Source organism: Streptomyces sp. NPDC005898 (genome assembly GCF_040629635.1).
Taxonomy (GTDB): Bacteria; Actinomycetota; Actinomycetes; order Streptomycetales; family Streptomycetaceae; genus Streptomyces.
Window position 1 is genome coordinate 160,626 of record NZ_JBEXWC010000004.1, and the last position, 13,661, is coordinate 174,286.

Annotated in this window: 14 protein-coding genes; 12 read left to right on the forward strand and 2 right to left on the reverse strand. The window is 71.9% G+C overall.

The features are described 5' to 3' along the window. Window positions 1-5 precede the first annotated feature (5 nt). The 4 genes from ABZ385_RS08015 to obgE all read left to right on the forward strand — a co-directional run bounded on the left by ABZ385_RS08015 (window position 6) and on the right by obgE (window position 3,695). Window positions 6-1,358 (forward strand): phospholipase D-like domain-containing protein, encoded by a 1,353-nt coding sequence (locus ABZ385_RS08015; protein ID WP_358586743.1) that lies wholly within the window; start codon window positions 6-8, stop codon window positions 1,356-1,358. 196 nt (window positions 1,359-1,554) lie between these two features. Then, a complete protein-coding gene (rplU, locus tag ABZ385_RS08020) occupies window positions 1,555-1,875 on the forward strand; it encodes a 50S ribosomal protein L21 (RefSeq protein ID WP_055566950.1) in 321 nt (106 codons plus the stop codon). A gap of 14 nt (window positions 1,876-1,889) precedes the next feature. Continuing rightward, window positions 1,890-2,144 carry a 50S ribosomal protein L27 gene (rpmA, locus tag ABZ385_RS08025; RefSeq protein ID WP_010986870.1) on the forward strand — a complete coding sequence of 85 codons (255 nt, stop codon included), beginning with the start codon at window positions 1,890-1,892 and terminating at the stop codon, window positions 2,142-2,144. Between the two features lie 111 nt (window positions 2,145-2,255). After that, window positions 2,256-3,695: a GTPase ObgE gene (gene obgE, locus ABZ385_RS08030; protein WP_358586745.1), complete on the forward strand. Its 1,440-nt coding sequence runs from the start codon at window positions 2,256-2,258 to the stop codon at window positions 3,693-3,695. Between the two features lie 135 nt (window positions 3,696-3,830). Here obgE and ABZ385_RS08035 read toward each other — a convergent pair whose 3' ends face one another. Beyond that, on the reverse strand, window positions 3,831-5,921 hold the full coding sequence (locus ABZ385_RS08035; RefSeq protein WP_358910425.1) for a hypothetical protein: 2,091 nt from the start codon (window positions 5,919-5,921) through the stop codon (window positions 3,831-3,833). Between the two features lie 265 nt (window positions 5,922-6,186). On the opposite strand from ABZ385_RS08035, the gene proB reads away from it, so the two are divergent. From proB to ABZ385_RS08060, 5 genes are all read left to right on the forward strand, one after another. Next, entirely contained in the window at window positions 6,187-7,314 is a 1,128-nt protein-coding gene (gene proB, locus ABZ385_RS08040) for a glutamate 5-kinase (RefSeq protein WP_358586749.1), read from the forward strand. 216 nt (window positions 7,315-7,530) lie between these two features. Beyond that, on the forward strand, window positions 7,531-8,019 hold the full coding sequence (locus tag ABZ385_RS08045) for a hypothetical protein (protein ID WP_358586751.1): 489 nt from the start codon (window positions 7,531-7,533) through the stop codon (window positions 8,017-8,019). Window positions 8,020-8,100: 81 nt separating this feature from the next. Beyond that, entirely contained in the window at window positions 8,101-9,393 is a 1,293-nt protein-coding gene (locus ABZ385_RS08050) for a glutamate-5-semialdehyde dehydrogenase (RefSeq protein ID WP_358910427.1), read from the forward strand. 66 nt (window positions 9,394-9,459) lie between these two features. Beyond that, a complete protein-coding gene (locus ABZ385_RS08055) occupies window positions 9,460-10,077 on the forward strand; it encodes a hypothetical protein (protein ID WP_358910428.1) in 618 nt (205 codons plus the stop codon). A 66-nt stretch (window positions 10,078-10,143) separates the two neighbouring features. Then, window positions 10,144-11,208, forward strand: a complete 1,065-nt coding sequence (locus ABZ385_RS08060; protein WP_358910430.1) for a hypothetical protein — start codon at window positions 10,144-10,146, stop codon at window positions 11,206-11,208. Between the two features lie 31 nt (window positions 11,209-11,239). Here the strand turns inward: ABZ385_RS08060 and ABZ385_RS08065 are convergent, their stop codons facing one another. Continuing rightward, the gene (locus tag ABZ385_RS08065; protein ID WP_358586759.1) at window positions 11,240-12,328 is read right to left on the reverse strand and encodes a M48 family metallopeptidase; all 1,089 of its coding nucleotides are present in this window, start codon (window positions 12,326-12,328) and stop codon (window positions 11,240-11,242) included. A gap of 100 nt (window positions 12,329-12,428) precedes the next feature. On the opposite strand from ABZ385_RS08065, the gene ABZ385_RS08070 reads away from it, so the two are divergent. The 3 genes from ABZ385_RS08070 to nadD all read left to right on the forward strand — a co-directional run bounded on the left by ABZ385_RS08070 (window position 12,429) and on the right by nadD (window position 13,660). Then, window positions 12,429-12,677 (forward strand): hypothetical protein, encoded by a 249-nt coding sequence (locus tag ABZ385_RS08070; RefSeq protein WP_358586775.1) that lies wholly within the window; start codon window positions 12,429-12,431, stop codon window positions 12,675-12,677. 86 nt (window positions 12,678-12,763) lie between these two features. Further along, window positions 12,764-12,928 (forward strand): hypothetical protein, encoded by a 165-nt coding sequence (locus tag ABZ385_RS08075; protein ID WP_358586761.1) that lies wholly within the window; start codon window positions 12,764-12,766, stop codon window positions 12,926-12,928. A gap of 81 nt (window positions 12,929-13,009) precedes the next feature. Beyond that, complete coding sequence (gene nadD, locus ABZ385_RS08080; RefSeq protein ID WP_358586763.1) at window positions 13,010-13,660, forward strand: nicotinate-nucleotide adenylyltransferase; 651 nt, start codon at window positions 13,010-13,012, stop codon at window positions 13,658-13,660. Window position 13,661: the final 1 nt, after the last annotated feature.

Sequence of the window (13,661 nt, forward strand, 5' to 3'; positions counted from 1 at the left end):
GACAGATGGCGCACGTGCGCCTGCGAGGCACGGGACGGCACCGTGCGGTGAAACCGGTCAAGGGCGGACGCCGGGCGGTGGCGCTGGCCACGGTCCTGTCGGCGGCGGGGATCCAGGCCGCGGGCACGGCGGGGACCGCCTCGGCGGACGGCACGCCGACCTGGACCGAGGGCCCGATCTTCAACGATCCGAAGGGCGACGTCGACCAGCAGCACGCGATCCGCACCCGGCTGATCGAGCTGACGAACGCGGCGGTGCCGGGTTCCACGATCAAGGTCGCGGTCTACCACGTGTGGGAGGCCCCCGTGGTCGACGCGCTGGTGGCCGCCAAGCGGCGCGGCGTGCACGTCCAGATCCTGCTGGACGAGACCAGCAAGACCGACCGGCCGGCGAACGGCGCGTACGCCAGGCTCGTCGCCTCGCTCGGCACGAGCACGGCCAAGTCGTCGTTCGTGCGGCTCTGCCCGACGGGGAAGTCGTGCCTGGGCGACCCGCGGTACGGCAAGTCGATCATGCACAACAAGTTCTGGCTGTTCTCGCAGGTCGAGGGCGCCAGGGACGTCGTCGTGCAGACCACGTCGAACTCCACGCCGTCCGCGCACACGAAGTTCTTCAACGACGCGCTGCTGCTGCCGGACAACCCGGCCATGTACGACGCGTACGCCGAGTACTTCTCGGACATGCTCGGCAGGGACTGGCAGGGCTGGGACTACCGCACGGTCAGCAGCGGCCGCTACAAGGCCTACTTCTTCCCGCGCAACGGCACGGTCAACGAGACCGACACCATGTACTCGGTCATGAACAACATCCGGTGCACCTACAAGGACGCGGCGGGCGTCACGCAGCACACCAAGGTCCGCGCGGCCATATTCAAGATCACGCGCGAGCAGATCGCCGACAAGCTGGTCTCCCTGAAGAAGGCCGGCTGCGACGTCAGCCTCCTGTACGCGGAGACCGACAGCGCCAAGAGCCAGGGCGGCACCCCCGGCACCTGGGAGCAGCTGCACGCGTCCGGCGGCCCCTCCGTGCGCTGCTACAACGACGACAGGGACCCGCTGAACCCCGGCACCAAGCTGGTGACGCCCTACATCATCCACTCGAAGTACCTGCTGATCGACGGCATGTACGACGGGCAGCGGAACAAGGTCTCCTTCACCGGCTCGCAGAACTACACGGCGCCCGCGCTGCGCGAGAACGACGAGGCGATCGTCAAGATCGACGACGACTCGGTGCACGACACCTACCGCGCGCACTTCAACCGCACGCGGACCGTCGCCTGGCCGGGCGCGGCCGACGCCACGGACCTGTGCAAGGGCGTCAAGCCGCTGCCGCCGGACGGTGAGAAGCCGACCACGTGAGCGGGGGAGCGGGGCCCGGTTTGACCCCACAGGTGGGGCCCCGTAACCTTGACCGTCGGCGTGTTCCTATGCACGCCCACCCCCTGTAAACCCTTTTCCTCCCGAGCCGCGGGCACTGTCCCGGGACTGGGAGAGGCCGCCTGCTCCCGGGTGGCTGGACTGCGGGGGTCCCGTTCCGAGCGAGAGAGAGATCCGCGTGTACGCCATCGTGCGCAGCGGTGGTCGCCAGCACAAGGTTGCTGTCGACGACATCGTTGAGGTTGACAAGATTTCCACTGCCAAGGTTGGCGACACGGTCGAGCTCTCGACCCTGCTCGTTGTCGACGGCGACGCCGTGACCAGCGACCCGTGGGTCCTTGCCGGCATCAAGGTCCAGGCCGAGGTCGTGGACCACCACAAGGGCGCGAAGATCGACATCCTTCGCTACAAGAACAAGACCGGTTACCGCCGTCGTCAGGGTCACCGTCAGCAGTACACGGCGATCAAGATCACCGGTATCCCCACGGCTGCGAAGTAAGGGACTGAGACAAGATGGCACACAAGAAGGGCGCATCGTCCACTCGGAACGGTCGCGACTCCAATGCTCAGCGGCTCGGCGTGAAGCGCTTCGGCGGTCAGGTCGTCAACGCCGGTGAGATCCTGGTCCGCCAGCGCGGCACCCACTTCCACCCGGGCTCCGGCGTCGGCCGTGGCAAGGACGACACGCTGTTCGCGCTCGACGCCGGTGCGGTGGAGTTCGGTACCCACCGCGGCCGCAAGGTCGTGAACATCGTTCCGGTCGCCTGATCGGTTCCACATCGCGAGGCGGACCTCACTTCCCCGGCGGGGAAGCGGGTCCGCCTTTCGCGTGTTACGTAAGAGACACCCCCCGCACGTTCCTTCTGGAGGCACCCCACCATGACCACCTTCGTGGACCGCGTCGAGCTGCACGTCGCCGCGGGTAGCGGAGGCCACGGCTGTGCCTCCGTCCACCGTGAGAAGTTCAAGCCGCTCGGCGGCCCGGACGGCGGCAACGGCGGCCGTGGCGGTGACGTGATCCTGGTCGTCGACCAGGACGTCACCACGCTGCTCGACTACCACCACAGCCCGCACCGCAAGGCCACCAACGGCCAGCCCGGCGCCGGTGACAACCGCTCCGGCAAGGACGGCCAGGACCTCGTCCTGCCCGTCCCCGACGGCACCGTCGTCATGGACCGCGAGGGCAACGTCCTCGCGGACATGGTCGGCCAGGGCACCACCTTCGTCGCCGGCCAGGGCGGCCGCGGCGGCCTCGGCAACGCGGCCCTCGCCTCCGCCCGGCGCAAGGCCCCCGGCTTCGCGCTGCTCGGTGTGCCCGGCGAGGAGCGCGACCTCGTCCTGGAGCTCAAGACCGTCGCCGACGTCGCCCTGGTGGGCTACCCGAGCGCCGGCAAGTCCTCGCTGATCTCCGTGCTGAGCGCCGCCAAGCCGAAGATCGCCGACTACCCCTTCACGACGCTCGTCCCGAACCTGGGTGTCGTCACGGCGGGCTCGACCGTCTACACCGTCGCCGACGTGCCCGGTCTCATCCCGGGTGCCAGCCAGGGCCGGGGCCTCGGCCTCGAATTCCTGCGCCACGTCGAGCGGTGCAGCGTGCTCGTGCACGTACTCGACACGGCGACCCTGGAGTCCGACCGCGACCCCGTCTCCGACCTCGACGTGATCGAGGAGGAGCTGCGGCTGTACGGCGCGGGCCTGGAGAACCGGCCGCGGATCGTCGTCCTCAACAAGATCGACGTCCCCGACGGCCAGGACCTCGCCGAGATGGTGCGCCCCGACCTGGAGGCGCGCGGCTACCGCGTCTTCGCGGTGTCGGCCGTCGCCCACAAGGGCCTCAAGGAGCTGTCCTTCGGCCTGGCCGAGCTGGTCGCCGCCGCGCGTGCCGCGAAGCCGAAGGAGGAGGCGACCCGCATCGTCATCCGGCCCAAGGCCGTGGACGACAGCGGTTTCACCGTCACCCGCGAGGACGACGGCATCTACCGCGTGCGCGGCGAGAAGCCGGAGCGCTGGATCCGCCAGACCGACTTCAACAACGACGAGGCCGTCGGCTACCTCGCGGACCGTCTCAGCCGCCTCGGCGTCGAGGACCAGCTGATGAAGGCGGGCGCCCGCGCCGGCGACGGCGTCGCCATCGGCCCGGAGGAGAACGCGGTCGTCTTCGACTGGGAGCCCACGATGATGGCCGGCGCCGAGATGCTCGGCCGGCGCGGCGAGGACCACCGCCTCGAAGCGCCCCGCCCGGCCGCCCAGCGCCGCAAGGACCGCGAGGCGGAGCGGGACGAGGCCCAGCGCGCCTACGACGACTTCGAGCCGTTCTAGGCAGCAGGTTTCCCCCTGGCAGCAGCAGGTTTCCCCCTGGCACATGAGAAGGGCCCCGGAGCGAAAGCTCCGGGGCCCTTCTCATGTGCGCGTCGGATCGTGTGCGCGTCGGACCCGTACGTCAGGCGGGGACGCTCACGCGGAGACCGAGTCCTCCGCGCCGTTGGACTCCGAGGGGTCCTGCGCCGTCTCCTCCGCCGCCTCCTCCGCGACGCGCTGGCCGGGGATGTCCGCGTCGATGCGGGAGGCCATGCGGGCGCGGCGGGCGTCGGACTTGGCGCACAGGGCCAGGGCCGCGGCGTTGAAGCGGGTCAGCGACGGCGGGTCCGAGGGGCCCAGGAGGTGCTCCTTCAGCTCGGCGCGGGCCTCGGCGTGGACGTCCAGCTCCGGGGCGCGCACGGACTTCAGGAGGGCCGCCACGCCGTCCGCCTCGGGGACGAGGATCGTCGCCGCGGACACCGTCGGGAAGCTCGCGCGGAACTCGGCCTCCGACATGCCGGCCGTGTTGGCGACGGCGTACGGCTTCTCGCTGCTCAGCCAGTCCGAGACGACCGAGGAGACATCGCTGATCAGCAGGTCCGCCTGGTTGAAGCAGGAGAAGATCGCCGGGCGCGCGCCCGTGATGATCTGGTGCTCCCACTCGGGGAAGGACGCCCAGAAGGCGCTCTCCCACGCGGCCGTCGCCTCGGCCACCGCGGCCTGCGCGTCGCCGTCCGGAGTGCCCTGGAGCATCATCCGCTCCTGCTCGTCGGCGCTCTTGCGGAACTTGCGGGCGGTCAGCTCGTCCAGGGCGGCCGTGCGGCGCTCCAGCTCGGCGGCGACCTCGGGGCCGGGGCGGGCACCGGAGCGCTTGGTGTTGGCCGCGAGGATCATCGCCTTGATGCGCTCGTTGGCCGCGCCGGCGCGCGGGTCCTGGGAGCCGGTCATCGGGTGCGGCTTGTAGAGCAGGCGCACGCCCGGGTCGGCGAGGAGTTCGCGGACGATGTTCTCACCGGCCAGGACGACCGAGGTGTTGCCGGGGTTGCCGTCCCAGCCCTCCCAGGTGGGGGCGTACAGCACGGTCGTGTACGGGCCCGTGGGCGCGCCGGAGAACGGCAGGATCGGGGAGAGCTGCGGGCGGCCCACCTCCACGACGTCCTTGTCGTCGACGCCGATGTCCGCGAGCTGGTAGCGGTCGCGGGCCGCGGGACCGGCCACCCAGACCTCGTCGTAGGCCTTCGCGTACGGGTTGCAGGACGACAGCTTGTCGCTCTCGCCGTGGTTGATGAAGGCGTGCTTGATCGTCGGGATGCGCAGGACCTGCGAGGTCTTCGCGGCGTTCGCCGGGTGCAGCATCATCTTCAGCGTCGAGGTCTCCAGGGAGAACATCGTCGCGACCTTCGGGAAGCAGATGATCGGGACGTCGGTGGCGTCGATCTTCTGCACCATGAACCGCTCGCGCAGCACGATCAGCGGCTTGCCGTCGAGCTTGGAGAGCGTGGAGAGCCACATGTTCGCCTGGTACGCGGAGGTGGTGCCGCCCGAGAAGTACATGGCGACGGTCGGCTTGTACTCGGCCAGCCACTGGTCGAGCCACTCCAGGACCCGCTCGTCGTTCTTCGCCCGCTTCTTGGGCAGCAGCCACGTGGCGAGGTACAGCGCCCCGCCGCCGATCAGCGCGATCGAGACGCCGAGACCGAGGCCGCCCCAGAGCGCGTCCGTGGTGGCCGCGGTGAGCAGCAGGCCCACGGTCGCGGGCACCGAGAACGTCAGCAGGCGGTGGGCCTGGCGACGGTGGAGGAGCCGCGGCGGGGCGGCCGTCAGGTGCAGCGCCGAGGCGTCGATGTTGCGCGTGACGATGGGCAGCGCGCGGGCGCGGCGCACCAGCACGGCGACGGCCTGGCAGCCGAAGTGCAGGGCGTAGAAGGCGAGCAGTGCGATCGTCAGCGGCGACTGCTCGGCCAGCGGCTCGATGCCGTCTATGCGCAGCAGACCCACCAGCACCAGCATGTCGCGCAGGAGCTGGCGGACGGTGACGTCGAAACGGATCTTGCCGAGGAGCGACAGGAGGCCCGGCTGCTTGTACTGCAGATAGATGTCGAGCGCGAGGTTCGCGGCGGCCGCGGCGATGAACACCGGGACGCAGGGGAGCAGCGCGCTCACGAGCTGGGCCGTGAAGAGCGCGAGCATCGTGAACAGCGCGGAGAGCTGCACGATGCGTCGAGGGACGAGTCCGGCAGAGGGCACGGGCGTGGGCTCCTGGCGGGGATGGTGAGGAAATGGAGGGGGAAGTCGAAGTCGACCACTGACCGTATGACGCGCGGTGGCTCCCTAGCAATCTTGCGTGATATCAATCACCGGATATGGGGGCAAAGAAGACGGAACCCCAGGGCCGTTTTTCCCCTCCCGGTCCCTCGGACACCCGGGTCCGCTCCGCGAAACGGGTGCGCGCGCCCTCCGGGTCCTCACGTAGATTGCAGATCCGGGACGTCGGGACGATGTGGGGAAGCGCGTGACAGCGGCAAGGCAGTCGGTGGCAGAGGCCCAGCGGGTCGTCGTCAAGGTCGGGTCGTCGTCCCTGACCACCGCCTCGGGAGGGCTGGACGCCGACCGCGTCGACGCCCTCGTCGACGTACTGGCCAAGAGCCGCGCGGGCGGTGCGCGCGAGATCGTCCTGGTCTCCTCCGGCGCCATCGCCGCGGGGCTCGCCCCGCTGGGCCTTGGACGGCGCCCCAAGGACCTGGCCCGCCAGCAGGCGGCCGCCAGCGTCGGACAGGGGCTCCTCGTGGCCCGCTACACCGCCTCCTTCGCCCGCTACGGCGTACGCGTCGGCCAGGTGCTCCTCACCTCGGACGACATGGCCCGCCGCGCCCACCACCGCAACGCGTCCCGCACCCTGGACCAGCTGCTCGCGATGGGCGCGCTGCCCGTGGTCAACGAGAACGACACCGTGGCGACCGACGAGATCCGCTTCGGCGACAACGACCGCCTCGCGGCCCTCGTCGCCCACCTCGTCCACGCCGACCTGCTCGTCCTGCTCTCCGACGTCGACGGCCTGTACGACGGCGACCCCGCGAAACCCGGCACCTCCAGGATCGCCGAGGTCACGGGCCCCGCCGACATAGCGCACGTCCAGATCGGCAGCGCGGGCAAGGCGGGCGTGGGCACCGGCGGCATGGTCACCAAGGTCGAGGCCGCGCGGATCGCCGCCGCGGCCGGCATCCCGGTCGTGCTGACCTCCGCCAGCCAGGCCGGCGACGCCCTCGCGGGCCGCGCCACGGGCACCTACTTCCACCGCACGGGCCGCCGCTCCGCCGACCGGCTCCTGTGGCTCCAGCACGCCTCCGAGCCGCGCGGCGCGCTCACGCTCGACGACGGGGCGGTGCGCGCGGTCGTCGAGGGCCGCAAATCGCTGCTCCCCGCGGGCATCGCGGCGGTCGAGGGCGACTTCTCGGCCGGTGACCCGGTCGAGCTGCGCGACGCCCGGGGGCGGGCCGTCGCGCGCGGCCTGGTGAACTTCGACGCCAAGGAGCTCCCGCGGCTCCTCGGCCGCTCCACGCACGACCTCGCCCGGGACCTCGGACCCGCGTACGAGCGCGAGGTCGTGCACCGGGACGACCTCGTCCTGCTCCACGGATAACGCCGGGAAAGACCCAGGTCCCGTCCGGCCACGCGCCCCACGGAACGCACCCGTCCCCGGCCGAAAACGATCGGACGCGGCCCCCGCCGGGCGGCCCGCGCGAGGTGAAACTCCCCAAAACCGCCCCGCGGGGCCCCTTGGCCTGCTCAACTCTGTGGAAGACAGTTCCGTACGACCGTTGCGTGGCCGCACCGACACTGCGTAAAGGAGGCCGTCGTGAGACGAGTGCGCCCTGGGGCGGCGTCCCGCGGGTCGGCCGGGCGGGCGCTGACGAGCGTCGCCGCGGGCGAGGCGTACGACGGCGAGGCGGCCGCCGGGCACGAGGGGCAGGCGCGCGAGAGCGGCGAGAGCGAGCCGGCGCAGCTGCCCCGGCTGTGGCACGTCACCCTGAGCGTCTCCGGCGCCCGGACGCCGCTGGACGAGCTGCGCCGGGGCCTGGAGCAGCTCGCCCACGACCACCCCTTCCTCCTCACGAGCCGCTACGCGCCGGACCACGCCGAGATCCGCTACTGGGAAGAGGCCCGCGATCTGCACGACGCCGCCGCGGTCGCGCTGCGGCTGTGGGGCGAGCACCGGCAGAGCGCGCGGTTGCCGGCCTGGGAGATCGTGGGGCTCGAGGTGATCGACCGGGAGACCTACCACCAGCGGATCGCCGAGGGGTACGGGCCGCTTCCGGCCACTCCGGTGGGCGTGCACCCCTTCTGAGCCGCCACCGGCCCCGGACAGCCGGTCTCGGCCACTGGAACACCGGGTGGACGCTCCCCGCGCGGGGTTTACCCTGCGGGCATGACGTCGCTCTCTCCCGTCTCGCCCTACGACAACCTCTCCCCGGTCGCGCGGGCCGCCTACCGCGCCCGCGGCGCCGCCGCCACGCTGGCGCCGCTCCCGCGCGCCACCAAGGACGACGCGCTGCTCGCCATCGCCGACGCCGTGGAGGTGCGGACCGCCGAGATCGTCGAGGCCAACGCCAAGGACGTCGCGCGCGCCCGCGAGGCCGGGACCGACGAGGCGATCGTCGACCGGCTCACCCTCACCCCCGAGCGGGTCCGCGCCATCGCCGCCGACGTGCGGGACGTGGCCGCCCTGCCCGACCCGGTCGGCGAGGTCGTCCGCGGCTCCACGCTCCCCAACGGCATCGACCTGCGCCAGGTCCGCGTCCCCCTCGGCGTCGTCGGGATCATCTACGAGGCCCGCCCGAACGTCACCGTGGACGCCGCCGTCCTGTGCCTGAAGTCCGGCAACGCCGTGCTCCTGCGCGGCTCGTCGTCGGCGTACGAGTCGAACACCGCGCTGGTGCGCGTCCTGCGCGACGCGGTGCACGGCGCCGGGCTGCCCGCCGACGCCGTCCAGCTGGTGCCGGGCGAGAGCCGCGACTCCGTGCGGGAGCTGATGCGCGCCCGCGGCCTCGTGGACGTGCTCATCCCGCGCGGCGGCGCCTCACTCATCAAGACCGTCGTCGAGGAGTCCACCGTCCCGGTCATCGAGACCGGCACCGGCAACTGCCACGTCTACGTGGACGCGGCGGCCGACATCGACATGGCCGTCGACATCCTGATCAACTCCAAGGCGCAGCGCCCCAGCGTCTGCAACGCCGCCGAGACCCTGCTGGTGCACAAGGACATCGCCGACGCGTTCCTGCCGCGCGCCCTGGACGCCCTCGCGGAGGCCGGCGTCACCGTCCACGCCGACGAGCGCGTCCTCGCGTACGGCGACGCGACGAAGGCCACCGTCGTGCCCGCCACCACCGAGGACTGGGAGACCGAGTACCTCTCCTACGACATCGCCGCCGCCGTCGTGGACACCCTGGAGCAGGCCGTCGAGCACATCCGGCTGTGGACCTCCGGGCACACCGAGGCCATCGTCACCACCTCGCAGCAGGCCGCGCGCCGCTTCACGCAGCTCGTGGACTCCACGACGGTCGCCGTCAACGCCTCGACGCGCTTCACCGACGGCGGGCAGTTCGGCTTCGGCGCCGAGATCGGCATCTCCACGCAGAAGCTGCACGCGCGCGGCCCGATGGGACTGCCCGAGCTGACCTCCACCAAGTACATCGTGACGGGCGACGGCCACGTGCGGTGAGATCCGCGCACGCCGAATTCCCTTGCGCCCTGCCCAAATTGCCCCTTCCAGGTCTAGGCTGGAAGGGTGCCGGAGGACGTGGGGGGCACGCCGTCGTTCCCTGACGGCCGGGAGCCCGACGACGAGCGCGACCGCGGGGGCGCGGACGAAGAGTTCGCCTCCGTGGTCTTCGACGAGGACTTCGTCCGGGCCGCCGCGATCCATGAACCGTCGGCCGTGGAGCGGCTGTTGGCCGCCGCCCAGGCGCGCGCCGAGGCCTCCGAGGCGGAAGCGCGCCGGGGCCGCCCCCGCCGCCCGGGCCACGACACGGCGGACGACGACTTCTACGACGACGTCCTCGGCCTCCACGACGGCACCGGGTACGGCCCCGACGACTTCGACGACGCCCACATCGACGACGCCGACGACCCCGACGGCTACGGCCGCCCCGGCCGCCACCCGGCCCGCTGGCACCGCCCCGTCGCCTGGGTGCTCGCCCTCCTGCTGGGCGTCGGCATGGTCGCCCTGGCCTTCGCCGCGGTCTACCGGGGAGCCTCCTCGGAGCGCCAGGACCACGTGCCGGCCCCCGCCTCCACCGGAAGGGGGCCGACCGCCGACACCGCCGGGAAGGAGCTGACCCCGACCTCCTCGGCCCCGGCGGAATTCGGCCGTCCGGCCGTCCCGGCGGAGCCCCGCACCCCATGAGGCCGGGGCGGAACCCGACGTGCGGTGGGGCGTTTACCCGGCCGCCCGCCGACCTACTCTGAAGGTATGGGCGGGCCGGCAGAGCCACCCGCCGGAGCCCCCGAGGGCGCTCCCGGCGGCGGTGAGGACGAGTACGGCTCGGTCGTCTTCGACGAGTCGTTCGTACGGGCTGCGCGCCTGCAGGAGTTCTCCGCTCAGGAGCGCATGGGGGACCACACACGCGCCGTGCGCCGCATCCCGGTGCTCCACCGCGGCCTGTCCCGGCAGGCCGCCCTCCTCGTCGTCCTGATCGCCCTGGCCTTCGGCACGGCGATCTTCATGGGCATCCGCCACCCCTACCAGGGCCCTGGGCCCAAGCGCTCCGAGTCACTGCGGATGACCGTGATCCCGCTCGCTCCGCAGGGCCGTGTGCCCGGCTCCGCGAAGGTCGCCGAGCTGTACGCGCACAGCCCCGCCGGGCGCCTGCGGGCGGGCGCGGGCGGCATCGAGGTGCCCGACGCGCACCGCACCGCGCATTTCTCGGACAGTCAGGTGACGGCCGCCCTGACCACCGCCAAGGACTACCTGGTCGCCTCCTCCCTCGACCCCGCCACGCTCACCGGCGGCTCACCGCGCTCCGTGCGGATGCTCCTCGACCCGCGGCAGTTCGGGCAGTTCGACCAGAGCTTCACCCGGCCGGCCGCCGACGGGCGGCACGCGCCGACCGGCTGGCTGGTGCGGTTCGACCCGACGAGGACCGCGCTCGCCGACCAGCAGGTCAGGGTCCGGGGCACGCTGCGGCTCGCCGAGACGGACCGCGACACCCTGGAGGTGAGCGCGGACCACACCTTCGTCTACGCGCTGCGGCCCCTGGGCACGGGCGGGGCCAAGGCGTCCCTGTTCACCGTCCGGCGTGAGCTGCACTTCCGCTTCGACCGCGACGACCTGCGGACGCACCGGGCCGAGCTGGCCGCCTCCACGACCCAGGCCGGGCCGCTCACCTGCGCGGCCGACTCGGCGAACCAGCTGCGGCCGCTGCTCGCCGGGGAGCGGGCGAAGGCGGGCGGCCCGGCCGGCACCGACCCGTACGCCACCGGGCGGGCGACGGCGCTGTGCGGCTCGCTGGCGGCCGCCGCCCAGCCCTCGCTCTGACCGGCCCCCGTGGGCGCCCGGGTCCGGCGCCCTACTTGTCCGGCGAGGGGCGGTCGGTGTCCTGGCCGCCCTGCCCCGTGAACTTCCCGCGCAGCTTGCCGCCCAGGTCCCCCGCGCCGCCCGCGAGGTCGCTGACCAGCTTCATCAGCGGGTCCTTGCTGCTGCGCACGTCGTCCGCGTACGCGGCTGCCGACTGCCGGAAGGAGTCGGAGACCGAGGTGTCCTTGTCCTCGTCGCGGCGCGGGTAGTGCCCGTCCATGATCCGCTGGAAGTCGCGGGACTCGGCCCACTTCTTCAGCTCGGCGGCGCGCACCGTGGCGAACGGGTGCGTGCGCGGCAGGACGTTCAGGATCTTCAGGACCGAATCGCGCAGGTCGCCCCCGGCCTCGTACTCCTCGGCCTGCTCCAGGAACGCGTCCACGTTCATCTCGTGCAGGTGGTTGCCGCCCGCGAGCTTCATCAGGCCGCGCATGGAGGCCTTGATGTCCTGGCCGACCAGCAGGCCCGCGCGGTCGGCGGACAGCTCCGACTTGCGGAACCACTCCCGCAGCGCCGTCACGATCGCCATGATCGCGACATTGCCCAGCGGGATCCACGCGACCTTCAGCGCGAGGTTGGTCAGGAACAGCAGGACCGTGCGGTACACCGAATGGCCGGACAGGGCGTGCCCCACCTCGTGACCGACGACCGCCCGCATCTCCTCCTCGTCCAGCAGCTCCACGAGGCCGGTGGTCACGACGATGATCGGCTCGTCCAGGCCGATGCACATCGCGTTGGGACTGGGGTCCTGGTTGACGTACATCGGTGGGACCTTCTCCAGGTCCAGGATGTAACAGGCGTCCCGCAGCATGGTGTTGAGGTGCGCGAACTGCGCGTCGGAGACCCGCACGGAGTCCGAGAGGAACAGCAGCCGCAGGCTCCGCTCGGGCAGCAGACCGCTGAGCGCCTTGAAGACCGTGTCGAAACCGCTGAGCTTGCGCAGGGCCACCAGGGCCGAGCGGTCCGCCGGATGCTCGTAGGCCCGCGAGGAGATGCCGGGGAAACGCCTGCGCTGCCGGCCCGGCACGCGCTCGTGGCCCTCGCCGCGCGCGCCGGTGCCGTGGTGGTTGCCGTCGGTCATGCCGATTCCCCCATGTCTGATCCTCCTCATGCCCCCGAGGTGGGGCCCAGCCTAGGCGGAGATACCGTGACAGGGCAGCGCACAGAAGGAGTCTTCCGTCATGGAGCACAACGCCGGGGCAGCCTGGTTCACGGAGGCGGCCAAGGCCGCCGAGCAGCAGGGAGCCGGCAATCTGCTGCGGATCGTGCTGATCGTCATGGTCGTCGGATGCGTCCTCGTGGGGTGGTTCCTGCTGCGCGGGTACCGCCGGGGCGGGGACGAGGACCAGCCGGGCGGGCCCGGCGGCGAGCAGGGCCATCGGGGCGACGGGCGGGGCCCGCGAGACGGCGGCGACGGCCGCGAGAGCTGAGTCGGCGTGAGCCGGAGCCGGGCCCCCGCATACGATGGCCCGGAAGTCCTTATGTCCATCCCACCCCCGGATAGGTCCTGCCTGAGATGAGCCTCCACAGCACCGCCGCCCAGCTGGTCACTCTCGCCTCCGAGGGCGGCGAGCACGGTGGCAACCACGAAAGCCTCAGCCCCCTCCTGACCGGTGGCGGCGCGTTCGCCGCCCTCCTGCTGCTCCTGTGGATCACCACGCGCTTCAACCGGGACCGCTAGGAACCGTCGGGGCCGCCGGGACCCCGGGAACCGGCGGGACCGGAGCGGGGCCCCTCGGCCGGGCCGGTAGGGTCTGCACGCATGGGAGAGCAGGACATGCCTACCGGTCCGGAGAACTTTCCGGGGACCGGTCCGGTGAGCAACGGCAAGCGCCGCCTCGGCGTCATGGGCGGCACGTTCGACCCGATCCACCACGGACACCTCGTGGCGGCCAGTGAGGTCGCCGCGCAGTTCCACCTGGACGAGGTGGTGTTCGTGCCGACCGGGCAGCCGTGGCAGAAGAGCGACAAGCGGGTGTCCCCGGCCGAGGACCGTTACCTGATGACGGTCATCGCGACCGCGGAGAACCCGCAGTTCTCCGTGAGCCGCATCGACATCGACCGCGGCGGGGCGACCTACACCACGGACACGCTGCGGGACCTGCGGGCCCTCAATCCGCAGACGGACCTCTTCTTCATCACGGGCGCCGACGCCCTCGGCCAGATCCTCACCTGGCGGGACACGGAAGAGCTGTTCTCCCTCGCGCACTTCATCGGTGTGACCCGGCCCGGCCACACCCTGGCCGACCCCGGCCTCCCCAAGGGCGGTGTCTCCCTGGTGGAGGTGCCGGCCCTGGCCATCTCGTCCACGGACTGCCGCGCGCGGGTCGCCAAGGGCGATCCTGTCTGGTACCTCGTGCCGGACGGCGTGGTGCGTTACATCGACAAGCGCGAGCTGTACCGCGGCGAATGAG